This window comes from Escherichia sp. MAL-1 (genome assembly GCF_052948035.1).
The window spans coordinates 1,268,435-1,285,033 of sequence record NZ_CM129609.1 but is presented as its reverse complement, the minus strand read 5'-3'; the positions used below and the strand labels follow the sequence as shown (position 1 = coordinate 1,285,033).

General features: G+C 51.1%; 15 protein-coding genes and 1 pseudogene. 9 read left to right on the top strand and 7 right to left on the bottom strand.

The features are described 5' to 3' along the window. Positions 1-25: 25 nt before the first annotated feature. Positions 26-601, bottom strand: a complete 576-nt coding sequence (gene rpoE / locus ACU8XX_RS06315) for an RNA polymerase sigma factor RpoE (RefSeq protein ID WP_001295364.1) — start codon at positions 599-601, stop codon at positions 26-28. Then, positions 598-753: a rpoE leader peptide RseD gene (gene rseD, locus ACU8XX_RS06310; protein ID WP_001303621.1), complete on the bottom strand. Its 156-nt coding sequence runs from the start codon at positions 751-753 to the stop codon at positions 598-600. Before rseD ends, rpoE begins: the two co-directional genes overlap by 4 nt. A 255-nt stretch (positions 754-1,008) precedes the next feature. On the opposite strand from rseD, the gene nadB reads away from it, so the two are divergent. Next, a complete protein-coding gene (nadB, locus tag ACU8XX_RS06305; protein ID WP_001094484.1) occupies positions 1,009-2,631 on the top strand; it encodes an L-aspartate oxidase in 1,623 nt (540 codons plus the stop codon). Here the strand turns inward: nadB and trmN are convergent. Then, entirely contained in the window at positions 2,616-3,353 is a 738-nt protein-coding gene (gene trmN / locus ACU8XX_RS06300; protein WP_001295363.1) for a tRNA(1)(Val) (adenine(37)-N(6))-methyltransferase TrmN, read from the bottom strand. The two genes, nadB and trmN, sit on opposite strands and share 16 nt — an antisense overlap. Before the next feature lie 131 nt (positions 3,354-3,484). On the opposite strand from trmN, the gene srmB reads away from it, so the two are divergent. Beyond that, positions 3,485-4,819 carry an ATP-dependent RNA helicase SrmB gene (srmB, locus tag ACU8XX_RS06295; RefSeq protein ID WP_000219193.1) on the top strand — a complete coding sequence of 445 codons (1,335 nt, stop codon included), beginning with the start codon at positions 3,485-3,487 and terminating at the stop codon, positions 4,817-4,819. 208 nt (positions 4,820-5,027) lie between these two features. Here the strand turns inward: srmB and ACU8XX_RS06290 are convergent, their stop codons facing one another. Further along, positions 5,028-5,909: a LysR family transcriptional regulator gene (locus ACU8XX_RS06290; protein WP_001300638.1), complete on the bottom strand. Its 882-nt coding sequence runs from the start codon at positions 5,907-5,909 to the stop codon at positions 5,028-5,030. Between the two features lie 102 nt (positions 5,910-6,011). On the opposite strand from ACU8XX_RS06290, the gene eamB reads away from it, so the two are divergent. After that, positions 6,012-6,599 (top strand): cysteine/O-acetylserine transporter, encoded by a 588-nt coding sequence (gene eamB, locus ACU8XX_RS06285; RefSeq protein ID WP_032238457.1) that lies wholly within the window; start codon positions 6,012-6,014, stop codon positions 6,597-6,599. Between the two features lie 55 nt (positions 6,600-6,654). Here eamB and grcA read toward each other — a convergent pair whose 3' ends face one another. Continuing rightward, complete coding sequence (gene grcA / locus ACU8XX_RS06280; RefSeq protein WP_000627807.1) at positions 6,655-7,038, bottom strand: autonomous glycyl radical cofactor GrcA; 384 nt, start codon at positions 7,036-7,038, stop codon at positions 6,655-6,657. A 304-nt stretch (positions 7,039-7,342) separates the two neighbouring features. Between grcA and ung the strand changes: the two genes are divergently transcribed. Beyond that, entirely contained in the window at positions 7,343-8,032 is a 690-nt protein-coding gene (gene ung / locus ACU8XX_RS06275) for a uracil-DNA glycosylase (protein ID WP_016242305.1), read from the top strand. A 47-nt stretch (positions 8,033-8,079) separates the two neighbouring features. On the opposite strand, the gene ACU8XX_RS06270 is transcribed toward ung, so the two are convergent. Continuing rightward, a complete protein-coding gene (locus ACU8XX_RS06270; protein ID WP_000997403.1) occupies positions 8,080-9,117 on the bottom strand; it encodes a tRNA/rRNA methyltransferase in 1,038 nt (345 codons plus the stop codon). Positions 9,118-9,323: 206 nt separating this feature from the next. Here ACU8XX_RS06270 and trxC point away from each other — a divergent pair, with 206 nt between their 5' ends. The 5 genes from trxC to ACU8XX_RS06245 all read left to right on the top strand — a co-directional run bounded on the left by trxC (position 9,324) and on the right by ACU8XX_RS06245 (position 15,040). Then, a complete protein-coding gene (gene trxC / locus ACU8XX_RS06265; RefSeq protein ID WP_001098726.1) occupies positions 9,324-9,743 on the top strand; it encodes a thioredoxin TrxC in 420 nt (139 codons plus the stop codon). A gap of 68 nt (positions 9,744-9,811) precedes the next feature. Then, a complete protein-coding gene (gene tapT / locus ACU8XX_RS06260) occupies positions 9,812-10,510 on the top strand; it encodes a tRNA-uridine aminocarboxypropyltransferase (protein WP_001300438.1) in 699 nt (232 codons plus the stop codon). Positions 10,511-10,541: 31 nt separating this feature from the next. Continuing rightward, positions 10,542-13,202: a peptidyl-lysine N-acetyltransferase PatZ gene (patZ, locus tag ACU8XX_RS06255; RefSeq protein WP_023157652.1), complete on the top strand. Its 2,661-nt coding sequence runs from the start codon at positions 10,542-10,544 to the stop codon at positions 13,200-13,202. Between the two features lie 113 nt (positions 13,203-13,315). Then, on the top strand, positions 13,316-14,671 hold the full coding sequence (gene pssA, locus ACU8XX_RS06250) for a CDP-diacylglycerol--serine O-phosphatidyltransferase (protein ID WP_000949265.1): 1,356 nt from the start codon (positions 13,316-13,318) through the stop codon (positions 14,669-14,671). A 45-nt stretch (positions 14,672-14,716) separates the two neighbouring features. Then, positions 14,717-15,040: a YfiM family lipoprotein gene (locus tag ACU8XX_RS06245; protein WP_001295360.1), complete on the top strand. Its 324-nt coding sequence runs from the start codon at positions 14,717-14,719 to the stop codon at positions 15,038-15,040. Here the strand turns inward: ACU8XX_RS06245 and kgtP are convergent. Further along, positions 15,037-16,335 (bottom strand): annotated as a pseudogene (gene kgtP / locus ACU8XX_RS06240) (alpha-ketoglutarate permease). The gene ACU8XX_RS06245 and the pseudogene kgtP overlap by 4 nt on opposite strands. Positions 16,336-16,599: the final 264 nt, after the last annotated feature.

Sequence of the window (16,599 nt, the reverse complement as noted above, 5' to 3'; positions counted from 1 at the left end):
ACCCTTATCCAGTATCCCGCTATCGTCAACGCCTGATAAGCGGTTGAACTTTGTTATCAATAGCTTCCCTCGCTCGGAAGATACGTGAACGCACCGTACCTACCGGACAATCCATGATAGCGGCTATCTCTTCATAGCTCAGGCCATCCAGCTCCCGCAAGGTTATTGCCATGCGTAAATCTTCCGGGAGGGACTCAATAGTTCGGAAAACTATCTGTCTCAGTTCTTCTGACAACATTAAGTTCTCAGGGTTCGAAATTTCTTTCAACGCGCCGCCACTTTCGAAGTTTTCAGCTTCAATGGCATCCACATCACTGGAAGGTGGACGACGCCCCTGAGCAACCAGGTAATTTTTCGCTGTATTTACAGCAATCCGATACAGCCATGTATAAAAAGCGCTATCTCCCCGGAACGAATCCAGCGCACGATAGGCTTTAATAAAAGCTTCTTGTACCACATCGGGAACATCACCCGACGGCACATAGCGGGAAACCAGACTCGCCACTTTATGCTGATAGCGCACTACCAGTAAGTTAAAGGCTTTCTGATCTCCCTTCTGGACCCGTTCAACCAGGACCTGGTCCGTTAACTGCTCGCTCATCCGAGGTAAAGTCTCCCCAAACCAAATTTCCACGCGCTATCGAAACGCCACTCCATTAGCTGCAATTTGAGCAAGCAAAGGGTTAGAGTGTCTCGTTTTTGTAAAGTTCCGTAACGCATCTGTTTTTGTTTGTCATGCTGTAGACGGATCATTATCTATCATTATAAGTCTACAGAATCTGAACATCGCATTATCTGTGTAGAAATGCCCATTTAACTGCCTGAAGGGTAACCCAACGGCCTTTTTATTTCACCACCTAATCCTCCACCAGCCAGTAACTTCTCTTTTTCTCGCCGCCCTGCGTCAGCGTGTTTAGCCACTGTAACAAATATTAAAATAGCAGGTGTTTATTCGCACAACATGATGCTATGCTGACCAAACCATGTTTAGTAAATTAAACAAAGAAAATGAATACTCTCCCTGAACATTCATGTGACGTGTTGATTATCGGTAGCGGCGCAGCCGGACTTTCACTGGCGCTACGCCTGGCTGACCAGCATCAGGTCATCGTTCTAAGTAAAGGCCCGGTAACGGAAGGTTCAACATTTTATGCCCAGGGCGGTATTGCCGCCGTGTTTGATGAAACTGACAGCATTGACTCGCATGTGGAAGACACATTGATTGCCGGGGCTGGTATTTGCGATCGCCATGCAGTTGAATTTGTCGCCAGCAATGCACGATCCTGTGTGCAATGGCTAATCGACCAGGGGGTGTTATTTGATACCCACATTCAGCCGAATGGCGAAGAAAGCTACCATCTGACCCGTGAAGGTGGACATAGTCACCGTCGTATTCTTCATGCCGCCGACGCAACTGGTAGAGAAGTAGAAACCACGCTGGTGAGCAAGGCGCTGAACCATCCGAATATTCGCGTGCTGGAGCGCAGCAACGCGGTTGATCTGATTATTTCTGACAAAATTGGCCTGCCGGGCACGCGACGGGTTGTTGGCGCGTGGGTATGGAACCGAAATAAAGAAAAGGTGGAAACCTGCCACGCAAAAGCGGTGGTGCTGGCAACCGGCGGTGCGTCGAAGGTTTATCAGTACACCACCAATCCGGATATTTCTTCTGGCGATGGCATTGCTATGGCGTGGCGCGCAGGCTGCCGGGTTGCCAATCTCGAATTTAATCAGTTCCACCCTACCGCGCTGTATCACCCCCAGGCACGCAATTTCCTGTTAACGGAAGCACTGCGCGGCGAAGGCGCTTATCTCAAGCGCCCGGATGGCACGCGTTTTATGCCCGATTTTGATGTGCGCGGCGAACTGGCCCCGCGCGATATTGTCGCCCGCGCCATTGACCATGAAATGAAACGCCTCGGCGCGGATTGTATGTTCCTTGATATCAGCCATAAGCCCGCTGATTTTATTCGCCAGCATTTCCCGATGATTTATGAAAAATTGCTCGGGCTGGGGATTGATCTCACACAAGAACCGGTACCGATTGTGCCTGCTGCACACTATACCTGCGGTGGTGTAATGGTTGATGATCATGGGCGTACGGACGTCGAGGGCTTGTATGCCATTGGCGAGGTGAGTTATACCGGCTTACACGGCGCTAACCGCATGGCCTCGAATTCATTGCTGGAGTGTCTGGTCTATGGCTGGTCGGCGGCGGAAGATATCACCAGACGTATGCCTTATGCCCACGACATCAGTACGTTACCGCCGTGGGATGAAAGCCGCGTTGAGAACCCTGACGAACGGGTAGTAATTCAGCATAACTGGCACGAGCTACGTCTGTTTATGTGGGATTACGTTGGCATTGTGCGCACAACGAAGCGCCTGGAACGCGCCCTGCGGCGGATAACCATGCTCCAACAAGAAATAGACGAATATTACGCCCATTTCCGCGTCTCAAATAATTTGCTGGAGCTGCGTAATCTGGTACAGGTTGCCGAGTTGATTGTTCGCTGTGCGATGATGCGCAAGGAGAGTCGTGGCCTGCATTTTACGCTGGATTACCCGGAACTGCTCACGCATTCCGGTCCATCGATCCTTTCTCCCGGCAATCATTACATAAACAGATAAAAAGCCTGGGTTAGCGCCGTATACGCTTCGGAATAGTTCTGGTCTGGCCCACGAATGACTAAGCGATCGCTAAAGCATTCTCCCGCCTGCGGGGAGAATGCCAGCAGCACCCGATGCGGCAGTCGCGCTTCGTTTTCCGCCACATCCGTCCGCAAACGTAAATGCCAGCCCATGCTTAATGCCAGCTCCGTAAAACCATTACCAATCTGCTCTGGCAGCACTACGCAGAAAAATCCCTCTTCGGTAATGCACTCCGCCGCACAGGTCAGCAACGATGGGTGATCAAGCGTAGTGGTATAGCGAGCCTGTTCCCGTTGAGGTGTCGAGCACTCTACTCCCTGCTGATAGTAAGGTGGGTTACTGATGATTAAATCGAAGCGTACTGTCTGCTGTGTGATCCACTGCTGAATATCCGCCGTATGGACGTTAATCCGCTCTGCCCACGGGGACTGGTTGATATTTTCCTGCGCCTGCGCGGCAGCTTCACTTTCCAGTTCAACTGCATCAATCATCACGCTGTCATCGGTTCGCTGCGCCAGCATTAATGCCAGCAACCCGCTACCCGCGCCGATATCAAGGCAACGTTTTACCCCAGCCACCGGTGCCCATGCGCCCAATAAAATACCATCCGTTCCCACTTTCATCGCACAGCGATCGTGAGCAACAAAAAACTGTTTAAAAGTAAATCCATTACGACGAAGCACGGATGTAGACTGTGACATGAAAATAAAACCTTGCAGGAAAAACGGCGATAGCACCGGGTGAGAACAATACCCGAGAAGCGATATCCATACAAACAGATGAAGATTGCAGCCGTAACGTCTATAATCAGCGCCCCACACAGAGGTAGAACATGACTGTAACGACTTTTTCCGAACTTGAACTCGACGAAAGCCTGCTGGAAGCCCTCCAGGATAAAGGTTTCACTCGCCCGACCGCCATTCAGGCTGCCGCCATTCCGCCTGCGCTCGATGGCCGTGATGTACTCGGTTCTGCGCCGACAGGCACCGGTAAAACGGCGGCGTATCTGCTGCCAGCGTTGCAGCACCTGCTCGATTTCCCGCGTAAGAAATCCGGTCCGCCGCGTATTTTGATCCTCACCCCAACTCGCGAGCTGGCGATGCAGGTGGCCGATCATGCCCGCGAACTGGCGAAACATACGCATCTGGATATCGCCACCATCACCGGCGGCGTAGCCTATATGAACCACGCGGAAGTGTTCAGCGAAAATCAGGACATCGTGGTCGCCACGACCGGACGTCTGCTGCAATACATAAAAGAAGAGAACTTCGATTGCCGCGCGGTTGAAACGCTGATCCTCGACGAAGCAGACCGTATGCTGGATATGGGCTTCGCTCAGGATATCGAACATATTGCTGGCGAAACGCGCTGGCGTAAACAGACCCTGCTCTTTTCGGCAACGCTGGAAGGCGATGCGATTCAGGACTTTGCCGAGCGTCTGCTGGAAGATCCGGTGGAAGTTTCTGCCAATCCCTCCACCCGTGAGCGCAAAAAAATTCATCAGTGGTATTACCGCGCCGATGATCTTGAGCATAAAACCGCGTTGCTGGTGCATCTGTTAAAACAGCCGGAAGCGACCCGCTCAATTGTGTTTGTGCGTAAGCGTGAGCGTGTGCATGAGCTGGCAAACTGGCTGCGCGAAGCGGGCATCAACAACTGCTATCTCGAAGGTGAGATGGTACAGGGCAAGCGTAACGAAGCGATCAAGCGTTTGACCGAAGGTCGCGTAAACGTACTGGTCGCAACCGATGTTGCCGCGCGCGGTATCGACATTCCTGACGTCAGCCACGTCTTTAACTTCGATATGCCGCGCAGTGGCGATACTTATTTGCACCGTATCGGACGTACCGCGCGCGCCGGTCGTAAAGGCACCGCAATTTCGCTGGTGGAAGCCCATGACCATCTGCTGCTGGGTAAAGTAGGCCGCTATATTGAAGAGCCAATTAAAGCTCGCGTTATTGATGAGTTACGCCCGAAAACGCGTGCGCCAAGCGAAAAGCAGACCGGCAAGCCATCGAAGAAAGTACTGGCTAAACGTGCTGAGAAGAAAAAAGCTAAAGAGAAAGAGAAGCCGCGGGTGAAAAAACGCCATCGCGACACCAAAAATATTGGTAAGCGCCGTAAACCAAGCGGAACGGGCGTGCCACCGCAAACGACAGAAGAGTAATCTCAATGCCAGGTTTAAGCCTGGTATTAAAAGTGCTGGCAAACGCAAAACTGCCTGATGCGCTACGCTTATCAGGCCTACGTGGCTCATGCAATATATTGAATTTGCACGATCTTGTAGGCCGGATAAGGCGTTCACGCCGCATCCGGCATGAATAAAGCGCACTTTGTCGACAAGTTAAATGCCGGGTTTAATCCCGACATTATTTTTATCCAGCCACAAAACTCTCTTCAACACACTGAATAAAAGTGTGCATCGCCGGGCTAACCGCTTTTCCAGCATGATGTGCGCACATGGCCGTAATGGTCTGCGACTGTTCGCCAAAAGGCAATTCAATTAATTCTCCGCACTCCAACTCTTTTGCCACCGCAAAGCGCGGTAGGTAGCTGACCCCGATATTCGCCGCGACACAACGCTTGATGCTTTCGATACTTATAAGCTCAATGGTGTTTTCCACCGTGATCCGCCGCTGACGCAGCGTGCTCTCAAATATCTGCCGGAAGACACATTGCGGTTCGTTGATAATAAAGCTACAGGCGTTATGTCTTCCCGGCTCAGTAAAATCGACATCTGCAATTTGCGGTGAAGCCACCAGCACCAGTGATTGTTCACCCAACTCTCGTCGATTCAGAGCATCATCATTCCCTACACGATAAAAGACGCCAACATCGGCCTCATCATTCAGTAGCGCATCACGGATCACGTAACAGTTCAGCGACTGCAACGATAAACGCACTTTTGGGGCGCGTTGCCGAAAACGCTGCAACACCTGCGGCATTCGGTAAGAGAGCAACGTTTCGCCCGAAACAACGCGTAGTTCCCCGTCCGGATCTGACTCCTTTTTGGCAGCCTCACGAAGCGTATCCATCACTCGGGTAAGTTCATAAATGTGCGGCAGCAACTTTTTTCCTTCGCGGGTAAGGCACATCCGTCGGCCAATTTTCTCAAATAACTGGACTGAAAACTCCTGCTCAAGCTGCTGAATATGAAAAGTCACCGTCGATTGTGTACAGCACAATTTTTGCGAAGCTCGCAAAAAGGAACCCTCTTCCACCACGGTTTTAAGCGTAATAAAACGGCGCAGATCCATAACCCCAAACCTATCGAAAATATCGAATCTAGAATATAAAAACATTCATTTTTTTAAATGTTCCGTGTCGGGTACTGTCTACCAAAACAGAGGAGATAACAAGTGACACCGACCCTTTTAAGTGCTTTTTGGACTTACACCCTGATTACCGCTATGACGCCAGGACCGAACAATATTCTCGCCCTTAGCTCTGCTACGTCGCATGGATTTCGTCAAAGTACCCGCGTGCTGGCAGGGATGAGTCTGGGATTTTTGATTGTGATGTTACTGTGTGCGGGCATTTCATTTTCACTGGCAGTGATTGACCCGGCAGCGGTACACCTTTTGAGTTGGGCGGGGGCGGCATATATTGTCTGGCTGGCGTGGAAAATCGCCACCAGCCCAACAAAGGAAGACGGACTTCAGGCAAAACCAATCAGCTTTTGGGCCAGCTTTGCTTTGCAGTTTGTGAACGTCAAAATCATTTTGTACGGTGTTACGGCACTGTCGACGTTTGTTCTGCCGCAAACACAGGCGTTAAGCTGGGTAGTTGGCGTCAACGTTTTGCTGGCGATGATTGGGACGTTTGGCAATGTGTGCTGGGCGCTGGCGGGGCATCTGTTTCAGCGATTGTTTCGCCAGTATGGTCGCCAGTTAAATATCGTGCTTGCCCTGTTGCTGGTCTATTGCGCGGTACGCATTTTCTATTAACGAAAAAAAGCGGAAGAGGTCGCCCTCTTCCGCTTAGTAACTTGCTACTTAAGCCTTACAGGCTTTCAGTAAAGGTACGAGCGATAACGTCGCGCTGCTGTTCCGGAGTCAGAGAGTTAAAGCGAACTGCATAACCGGATACACGGATGGTCAGCTGCGGATATTTTTCCGGATGCTTAACTGCATCTTCCAGAGTTTCACGACGCAGAACGTTAACGTTCAGGTGTTGACCACCTTCAACGCGAACTTCTGGTTTCACTTCTACTGGAACTTCACGGTATTCAATGTCACCCAGTTTGCTTACTGCAACCACTTCATCTTCTGCATAACCTGCTTTTGCAACGATGCAACGTGCTTCGCCTTTTTCGCTGTCCAGCAGCCAGAAAGAGTTCAGCAGATCGTCGTTAGCGGCTTTAGTAATCTGGATACCTGTAATCATGTGATGCCTCCCCGGCAAAATTATTTGATTTGTTCAGCCTGTCGCGGCCAATTGGTAAAACCATTGTTGCTTGAGTGTATATATACTCCTCAACCACCCTTGATTCTTTGATTTAAATCAATAAAAACCACACATCGATTGTGGTCGTAAATGGATTTTATTGTTTTACATCAACTTATGCGGGTGTGAAATTTTACCAATTTACATTTTTTTGCACTCGTTTAAGTCTAAAAAATGAGCATGATTTTGTTCTGTAGAAAGAAGCAGTTAAGCTAGGCGGATTGAAGATTCGCAGGAGAGCGAGATGGCTAACGAATTAACCTGGCATGACGTGCTGGCTGAAGAGAAGCAACAACCTTATTTTCTTAATACCCTTCAGACCGTCGCCAGCGAGCGGCAGTCCGGCGTCACTATCTATCCACCACAAAAAGATGTCTTTAACGCGTTCCGCTTTACCGAGTTGGGTGACGTTAAAGTGGTGATTCTCGGCCAGGATCCTTATCACGGACCGGGACAGGCGCATGGTCTGGCATTTTCCGTTCGTCCCGGCATTGCCATTCCTCCGTCATTATTGAATATGTATAAAGAGCTGGAAAATACTATTCTGGGCTTCACCCGCCCTAATCATGGCTATCTCGAAAGCTGGGCGCGTCAGGGCGTTCTGCTGCTCAATACTGTGTTGACGGTTCGCGCAGGTCAGGCGCATTCCCACGCCAGCCTCGGTTGGGAGACGTTTACTGATAAAGTCATCAGCCTGATTAACCAGCACCGCGAAGGCGTGGTGTTTTTGTTGTGGGGATCACATGCGCAAAAGAAAGGGGCGATTATAGATAAGCAACGCCATCATGTACTGAAAGCACCGCATCCGTCGCCGCTTTCGGCGCATCGTGGATTCTTTGGCTGCAACCATTTTGTGCTGGCAAATCAGTGGCTGGAACAACGTGGCGAGACGCCGATTGACTGGATGCCAGTATTACCGGCAGAGAGTGAGTAAATTTGCGGGGAAATGCCGGATGGCAGAGTTGCCACCCGGCTGATTTATCAGGCTTTATTCTGACGCCACCATTCACCAAGCAAAACGCCGGTTGCGACAGAGATATTCAGCCCGGCAACGTTGCCCGTACCGTCAATCTTCACGCGCAGATCGTTCGGATCGCGTGCGGCATCCGGTAACCCTTCATATTCCTGACCCAGCACCAGTACCATTTTCGCTGGCAGACTAGTTTTGAACAGCGGTTTACCCTGCTCGCTGGAAGTGGTCACTACGGTGTAACCTGCCTGACGGAAATCATCCAGCACGTTAACAATGTTGTCGCCAGTAATCGGCTGAACGTGCTCTGCGCCGCCTTCTGCGGTACGGATAGCCGCCCCCGACTCCAGCAGTGCCGCATCCTGCACCACGACACCTTTCACGCCGAAGTGCGCGCAGCTGCGCATCATGCCACCCAGGTTATGCGGGTTAGATTCGTTTTCCAGTGCCAGAACGCAATCCTGCGCGCCTGCCTGGCTTACCCACTGCTGCACGGTTGTACCGTTACGCTTTTTGATCAAGAAGCAAACGCCGCCGTGATGTTCCGTGCCTGACGCTTTTGTCAATTCCGCTTCATCCACCACATGGTACGCTTTGCGGTTTGCTGCCATCCAGCGCAAAGCTTCTTTAAAACGCGGCGTTACACTCTGGATAAACCAGGCGCGAACAATCGCTTCCGGACGGCTCTGGAAAAGTGCCTGACATGCATTTTCGCCGTAGACGCGGGTTTCTTCCGCACGCTGACGACGCAACACTTCCGGATCAATAAAACTTTTACCACTGATGCCACCGTGATCGGCCTTTTCCGGCGTCTCATCACCCGGCGCGCGGGAAACCGTGCGCCACGGCGAATCTTCCCACTTGCGGTCACGGGGCTGACTCTGTTTGTCATCGCGGGCGGGGCGACGGCCACCGTCAGCACGAGATTTTCCTGGACGCCCGCCCCCTTTCCCGGTACGCGGGTTGTGGGTACGTTTATCAGAATCATCATCACTGCGGACATACATCACTTTGACCTTGCCGCTTTTACCTTTCATTTCATCGTTCATGCTTTTCTCCACCAGCGCTGCGCGAAGCGCGCAGATTACCCGAAGTCCGCGCGGTTCGCCATGATTTCGTACCAAAGCCTGCGACTATCATACCTATTGAATAAAACAGATTGTTGTCTGGAACAATGTCCCCGATAATATGTAACATATTAGAAACATACCGGCGTCGTTGCCGATAAGTCTCCTTACTCATCCCGAGGTTAGTTATGAATACCGTTTGTACCCATTGTCAGGCCATCAATCGCATTCCCGACGATCGGATCGAAGATGCGGCAAAATGCGGACGCTGCGGTCACGACTTGTTTGACGGAGAGGTGATTAATGCGACCGGTGAAACACTCGACAAATTGCTGAAGGATGATCTACCTGTGGTGATCGACTTCTGGGCACCGTGGTGCGGCCCCTGCCGTAATTTCGCACCAATTTTTGAAGATGTCGCGCAAGAGCGTAGCGGTAAAGTGCGCTTTGTGAAAGTGAATACCGAAGCTGAACGTGAATTGAGCAGTCGCTTTGGAATTCGTAGTATACCGACGATCATGATTTTCAAAAACGGTCAGGTTGTCGACATGCTTAATGGCGCAGTACCGAAAGCGCCGTTCGATAGCTGGCTGAACGAATCTCTTTAATCTTACCGGGGCGCATCTTGTGCCCCGTTTTCTCCTCTGCGACAATGGCGTTTTTTCGACGCTCTCTTATGACCGAAAACGCTGTTCTCCAGTTACGCGCCGAGCGTATTGCGCGCGCAACACGTCCTTTTCTTGCCCGCGGTAATCGCGTTCGTCGCTGCCAACGCTGTCTTTTGCCAGAGAAATTATGTCTCTGTTCGACAATTACCCCAGCACAAGCAAAAAGTCGCTTCTGTTTGCTGATGTTCGACACCGAGCCAATGAAGCCCAGTAATACCGGGCGTCTCATTGCTGATATTTTGCCTGATACCGTTGCGTTTCAATGGTCGCGTACCGAACCCTCGCAGGATTTGCTGGAGTTGGTGCAAAACCCGGACTATCAGCCAATGGTGGTCTTTCCCGCTTCGTATGCTGATGAGCAACGGGAAGTGATCTTCACACCACCTGCCGGTAAGCCACCGCTGTTTATCATGCTCGATGGTACCTGGCCGGAAGCTCGCAAGATGTTTCGTAAAAGTCCGTATCTGGATAATCTTCCCGTCATTTCCGTCGATCTTTCCCGGCTTTCTGCCTATCGCCTGCGTGAAGCCCAGGCTGAAGGCCAATATTGTACTGCCGAGGTAGCCATCGCACTGTTAGATATGGCCGGCGATACCGGGGCGGCGGCAGGGTTAGGCGAGCATTTTACCCGCTTTAAAACACGCTATCTGGCAGGAAAAACGCAACATCTGGGTAGCATCACAGCAGAACAGTTAGAAAGCGTTTAAAATCATTCGGTCACTTCTGCGGGAGACCGGTATGAGTCAGCGAGGACTGGAAGCACTACTGCGACCAAAATCGATAGCGGTAATTGGCGCGTCGATGAAACCCAATCGCGCAGGTTACCTGATGATGCGTAACCTGCTGGCGGGAGGCTTTAACGGACCGGTACTCCCGGTGACGCCAGCCTGGAAAGCGGTGTTGGGTGTGTTGGCCTGGCCGGATATTGCCAGCTTGCCCTTTACACCCGACCTTGCGGTTTTATGTACCAATGCCAGCCGTAATCTTGCTCTTCTGGAAGAGCTCGGCGAGAAAGGCTGTAAAACCTGCATTATTCTTTCCGCCCCGGCATCGCAACACGAAGATCTCCGCGCCTGCGCCCTGCGCCATAACATGCGCCTGCTTGGACCAAACAGTCTGGGTTTACTGGCTCCCTGGCAAGGTCTGAATGCCAGCTTTTCGCCTGTGCCGATTAAACGCGGCAAGCTGGCGTTTATTTCACAATCGGCTGCCGTCTCCAACACCATCCTCGACTGGGCGCAACAGCGTGAGATGGGCTTTTCCTACTTTATTGCGCTCGGCGACAGCCTGGATATCGACGTTGATGAATTGCTCGACTATCTGGCGCGCGACAGTAAAACCAGCGCCATCCTGCTCTATCTCGAACAGTTAAGCGACGCGCGACGCTTTGTTTCGGCGGCCCGTAGTGCCTCGCGCAATAAACCGATTCTGGTGATTAAAAGCGGACGTAGCCCGGCGGCTCAACGTCTGTTGAACACCACGGCAGGAATGGATCCGGCGTGGGATGCGGCTATTCAGCGTGCCGGTTTGTTGCGGGTACAGGATACCCACGAACTGTTTTCGGCGGTGGAAACCCTTAGCCATATGCGCCCGCTGCGTGGCGACCGGTTGATGATTATCAGCAACGGTGCTGCGCCTGCCGCGCTGGCGCTGGATGCCTTATGGTCACGCAATGGCAAGCTGGCAACGCTAAGCGAAGAAACCTGCCAGAAATTGCGCGATGCATTGCCAGAACATGTGGCAGTCTCTAACCCGCTCGATCTGCGCGATGACGCCAGCAGCGAGCATTATGTCAAAACGCTGGACATTCTGCTCCACAGCCAGGATTTTGATGCGCTGATGGTTATTCATTCGCCCAGCGCCGCTGCTCCCGCAACAGAAAGCGCGCAAGTATTAATTGAAGCGGTAAAGCATCATCCCCGCAGCAAATATGTCTCTTTGCTGACGAACTGGTGTGGCGAGCACTCCTCGCAAGAGGCACGACGTTTATTCAGCGAAGCCGGGCTGCCGACCTACCGTACCCCGGAAGGAACCATCACTGCTTTTATGCATATGGTGGAGTACCGGCGTAATCAGAAGCAACTACGCGAAACGCCGGCGTTGCCCAGCAATCTGACTTCCAATACCGCAGAAGCGCATCTTCTGTTGCAACAGGCGATTGCCGAAGGGGCTACGTCGCTCGATACCCATGAAGTTCAGCCCATCCTGCAAGCGTATGGCATGAACACGCTCCCTACCTGGATTGCCAGCGATAGCACCGAAGCGGTACATATTGCTGAACAGATTGGTTATCCGGTGGCGCTGAAATTACGCTCGCCGGATATTCCGCATAAATCGGAAGTTCAGGGTGTCATGCTGTACCTGCGTACAGCCAATGAAGTCCAGCAAGCGGCAAACGCTATTTTCGATCGCGTAAAAATGACCTGGCCGCAGGCGCGGGTCCACGGCCTGTTGGTGCAAAGTATGGCTAACCGTGCTGGCGCTCAGGAGTTGCGGGTTGTGGTTGAGCACGATCCGGTTTTTGGGCCGTTGATCATGCTGGGTGAAGGCGGTGTGGAGTGGCGTCCTGAAGATCAAGCCGTCGTCGCACTGCCGCCGCTGAATATGAACCTGGCCCGCTATCTGGTTATTCAGGGGATCAAAAGTAAAAAGATTCGTGCGCGCAGTGCGCTACGCCCATTGGATGTTGCAGGCTTGAGCCAGCTTCTGGTGCAGGTTTCCAACTTGATTGTCGATTGCCCGGAAATTCAGCGTCTGGATATTCATCCTTTGCTGGCTTCTGGCAGTGAATTTACCGCGCTGGATGTCACGCTGGATATCGCGCCGTTTGAAGGCGATAACGAGAGTCGGCTGGCAGTGCGCCCTTATCCGCATCAGCTGGAAGAATGGGTAGAATTGAAAAACGGTGAACGCTGCTTGTTCCGCCCGATTTTGCCAGAAGATGAGCCACAACTTCAGCAATTCATTTCGCGAGTCACCAAAGAAGATCTTTATTACCGCTACTTTAGCGAGATCAACGAATTTACCCATGAAGATTTAGCCAACATGACGCAGATCGACTACGATCGGGAAATGGCGTTTGTAGCGGTACGACGTATTGATCAAACGGAAGAGATCCTCGGCGTCACACGTGCGATCTCCGACCCTGATAACATCGATGCCGAATTTGCCGTGCTGGTTCGCTCGGATCTCAAAGGGTTAGGCTTAGGTCGACGCTTAATGGAAAAGTTGATTACCTATACGCGAGATCACGGACTACAACGTCTGAATGGTATTACGATGCCAAACAATCGTGGCATGGTGGCGCTGGCCCGCAAGCTCGGGTTTAACGTTGATATCCAGCTCGAAGAGGGGATCGTTGGGCTTACGCTAAATCTTGCCCAACGCGAGGAATCATGAGTAAGGTACTGGAAATGTTGACCACTTAATCGGGACTGGTGTTATTATTGCCCGCTTATGTCGTCTGCATTGCACAGAGGACCCTTCAATGAACAGAGAAGAAATGCACTGTGATGTTGTCAAAATTTAAGCGTAATAAACATCAACAACACCTTGCCCAACTACCCAAGATTTCTCAATCAGTTGATGATGTCGATTTCTTTTACGCTCCCGCCGACTTCCGGGAGACGCTGCTGGAAAAAATAGCCAGCGCGAAGCAGCGCATTTGCATTGTCGCCCTGTATCTCGAACAGGATGACGGTGGCAAAGGCATTCTGAACGCGTTGTATGAAGCTAAAAGGCAGCGTCCGGAACTGGATGTGCGGGTGCTGGTCGACTGGCATCGTGCACAACGTGGACGCATTGGCGCTGCGGCATCTAACACTAACGCTGACTGGTACTGCCGCATGGCGCAGGAAAATCCGGGCGTAGATGTTCCGGTTTATGGCGTTCCAATCAATACCCGTGAAGCCCTTGGTGTTCTGCACTTTAAAGGCTTTATCATCGACGATAGCGTACTTTATAGCGGTGCCAGCCTGAACGATGTTTACCTGCATCAGCACGATAAATATCGCTACGACCGTTATCATCTTATCCGTAACCGTAAGATGTCAGACATTATGTTTGAATGGGTTACACAGAATATTATGAATGGCCGCGGCGTTAATCGTCTGGATGATGTTAATCGGCCAAAAAGCCCGGAAATCAAGAACGATATTCGTCTGTTCCGCCAGGAGCTGCGTGATGCCGCTTATCATTTCCAGGGCGATGCCGACAACGATCAGCTTTCCGTAACGCCGCTAGTGGGGCTGGGGAAATCGAGTCTGTTGAACAAGACCATTTTCCATCTTATGCCTTGTGCCGAGCAGAAACTAACCATCTGTACGCCATACTTCAACCTGCCAGCAATCCTTGTGCGCAATATTATCCAGTTGCTGCGCGAAGGGAAAAAGGTCGAAATTATTGTTGGTGATAAAACCGCGAACGACTTCTACATTCCGGAAGATGAACCTTTCAAGATAATTGGCGCATTGCCTTATCTCTATGAGATCAATCTGCGTCGTTTCCTGAGCCGTTTGCAGTATTACGTCAATACTGACCAGTTAGTGGTTCGGTTATGGAAAGATGACGACAACACCTATCACCTGAAAGGGATGTGGGTTGATGATAAGTGGATGTTGATCACCGGTAATAACCTGAACCCGCGCGCCTGGCGTCTGGATCTGGAAAACGCCATTTTGATCCACGATCCACAACTGGAGCTTGCGCCGCAGCGAGAGAAAGAACTGGAGCTGATCCGCGAGCATACCACCATCGTTAAGCACTATCGCGATCTGCAAAGTATTGCCGATTATCCGGTGAAGGTTCGTAAACTCATCCGCCGTTTGCGCCGTATCCGCATCGACCGATTAATTAGCCGAATCCTGTAATCACAACCCCGTCCTGTACGGGGTTTGTTTTTTGGAGGCCACGTTTTGCGTATTCTTTTTGTCTGTTCGCTATTGTTACTTTCTGGATGCAGCCATATGGCTAACGATAGCTGGAGCGGGCAGGATAAAGCTCAACACTTTATCGCCTCGGCGATGCTTTCCGCCGCCGGAAATGAATATTCACAGCATCAGGGGATGAGCCGGGATCACAGTGCCATGTTTGGATTGATGTTCTCTGTCAGTTTGGGGGCGTCAAAAGAGCTTTGGGATAGCCGCCCCGAAGGGAGCGGCTGGAGCTGGAAGGATTTGGCCTGGGATGTCGCCGGTGCAAGCACCGGCTATACCGTCTGGCAACTGACCCGTCACTAAAGACGCATCCCCTTCCCTTTGCGATGTAGCATCAAAGAAACCAGAAACGCCACCACGGCCATCAAGGTCACATACCAGAAGAAGGCTGTTTCTATTCCTATTGATTTCAGCGACAACGCTACGTACTCCGCCTAACCACCAAATATAGCATTAGCGACCGCATATGACAGACCAACGCCTAATGCGCGAACCTGTGCCGGGAACATCTCAGCCTTCAGTATTCCACTGATTGATGTATAAAAACTCACTATCAGCAGGGCACACATCACCAGACCAAAAGCGGCATAAGGCGAGGAAACGTTTTGCAATGCTGAGAGAATAGGAACGGTAAAAATGGCTGCCAGCGAACCGAAACATAACATTGAGGTACGGCGACCAATCTTATCCGACAGCGCGCCAATGAGTGGTTGAATAAGCATGAATACAAACAATGCGGCAGTCATAATGCCACTCGCCACGTTGGCATGCATTCCCGCAGTATTTACCAGATACTTCTGCATATAAGTAGTGAAGGTATAGAAACAAAGGGAGCCCGCAGCGGTAAAACCGAGAACCATGATGAATGCACGGCGATTGCGCCATAATCCTTTCAGAGATCCAGCTTCTTTTAAAGCGCGCGTTTCTTGTTGCGAAGTTTCATCTAACTGACGACGTAACCACAACGCCACAACAGCTAACACAGCTCCTAACGCGAAAGGAATACGCCATCCCCACTCTCTGAGTGCAGCGTCTTCCATGGTGTGTTGTAAAACCACGACAACCAGTAGGGCTAGCAGTTGTCCGCCGATCAACGTCACATACTGAAATGATGCGTAAAAACCTTTGCGCCCTTCAACGGCAACTTCACTCATATAGGTGGCGCTGGTGCCATATTCTCCGCCAACGGATAATCCCTGAAATAAACGAGCGAGAAGCAATAATGCCGGAGCCCACGTACCTATAGTTTCATAACCTGGGAGGCAGGCGATAACCAGCGATCCGAAACACATCATACACACCGATAACAGCATCGATTTTTTGCGACCATGTTTATCGGCTATGCGGCCAAATAGCCAACCGCCTATTGGGCGCATCAGGAATCCCGCAGCAAAAACACCTGCTGTTTGTAGTAGTTGAGTCGTCGTGTTCCCGGAAGGGAAGAAAATGTGGGCGAAGTAGAGTGAACAGAACGAGTAGACATAGAAATCGAACCACTCGACCAGATTACCTGAAGAGGCCCCCACAATCGCCCAAATGCGGCGACGAGTATCACTACTTGTCAGTTTGCTGTCTGCCGTTACAGTACTTTCAGCCATGCCATTATGTCTCCTGCCGTAATCCGATGCTTTTGTTGGTCGCTTTTGTTTATTTCTTTTGGTAAAGAAAATGTTATACATTTGTTGCGTATCATTATGCAACCTTAACCATGAATTTAGTTAGCAGGAAAATGGTTATTGAGGAGCTTAAGGATAAATTTCTGGTAAGGAGGACACGTATGGAAGTAGGCAAGTTGGGGAAACCGCATCCGTTGCTGAATCTGGCATATGTGGGAGTATAAGACGCGCAGCGTCGCATCAGGC

Bases quoted from the DNA above. Each gene is read 5' to 3' on its own strand.
- trmN (WP_001295363.1), bottom strand. From the start codon at position 3,353: ATGTCACAGTCTACATCCGTGCTTCGTCGTAATGGATTTACTTTTAAA.
- pssA (WP_000949265.1), top strand. From the start codon at position 13,316: ATGTTGTCAAAATTTAAGCGTAATAAACATCAACAACACCTTGCCCAA.
- trxC (WP_001098726.1), top strand. From the start codon at position 9,324: ATGAATACCGTTTGTACCCATTGTCAGGCCATCAATCGCATTCCCGAC.
- ACU8XX_RS06290 (WP_001300638.1), bottom strand. From the start codon at position 5,909: ATGGATCTGCGCCGTTTTATTACGCTTAAAACCGTGGTGGAAGAGGGT.
- rpoE (WP_001295364.1), bottom strand. From the start codon at position 601: ATGAGCGAGCAGTTAACGGACCAGGTCCTGGTTGAACGGGTCCAGAAG.
- nadB (WP_001094484.1), top strand. From the start codon at position 1,009: ATGAATACTCTCCCTGAACATTCATGTGACGTGTTGATTATCGGTAGC.
- patZ (WP_023157652.1), top strand. From the start codon at position 10,542: ATGAGTCAGCGAGGACTGGAAGCACTACTGCGACCAAAATCGATAGCG.
- ung (WP_016242305.1), top strand. From the start codon at position 7,343: ATGGCTAACGAATTAACCTGGCATGACGTGCTGGCTGAAGAGAAGCAA.
- tapT (WP_001300438.1), top strand. From the start codon at position 9,812: ATGACCGAAAACGCTGTTCTCCAGTTACGCGCCGAGCGTATTGCGCGC.
- srmB (WP_000219193.1), top strand. From the start codon at position 3,485: ATGACTGTAACGACTTTTTCCGAACTTGAACTCGACGAAAGCCTGCTG.
- ACU8XX_RS06270 (WP_000997403.1), bottom strand. From the start codon at position 9,117: ATGAACGATGAAATGAAAGGTAAAAGCGGCAAGGTCAAAGTGATGTAT.
- grcA (WP_000627807.1), bottom strand. From the start codon at position 7,038: ATGATTACAGGTATCCAGATTACTAAAGCCGCTAACGACGATCTGCTG.
- rseD (WP_001303621.1), bottom strand. From the start codon at position 753: ATGATCCGTCTACAGCATGACAAACAAAAACAGATGCGTTACGGAACT.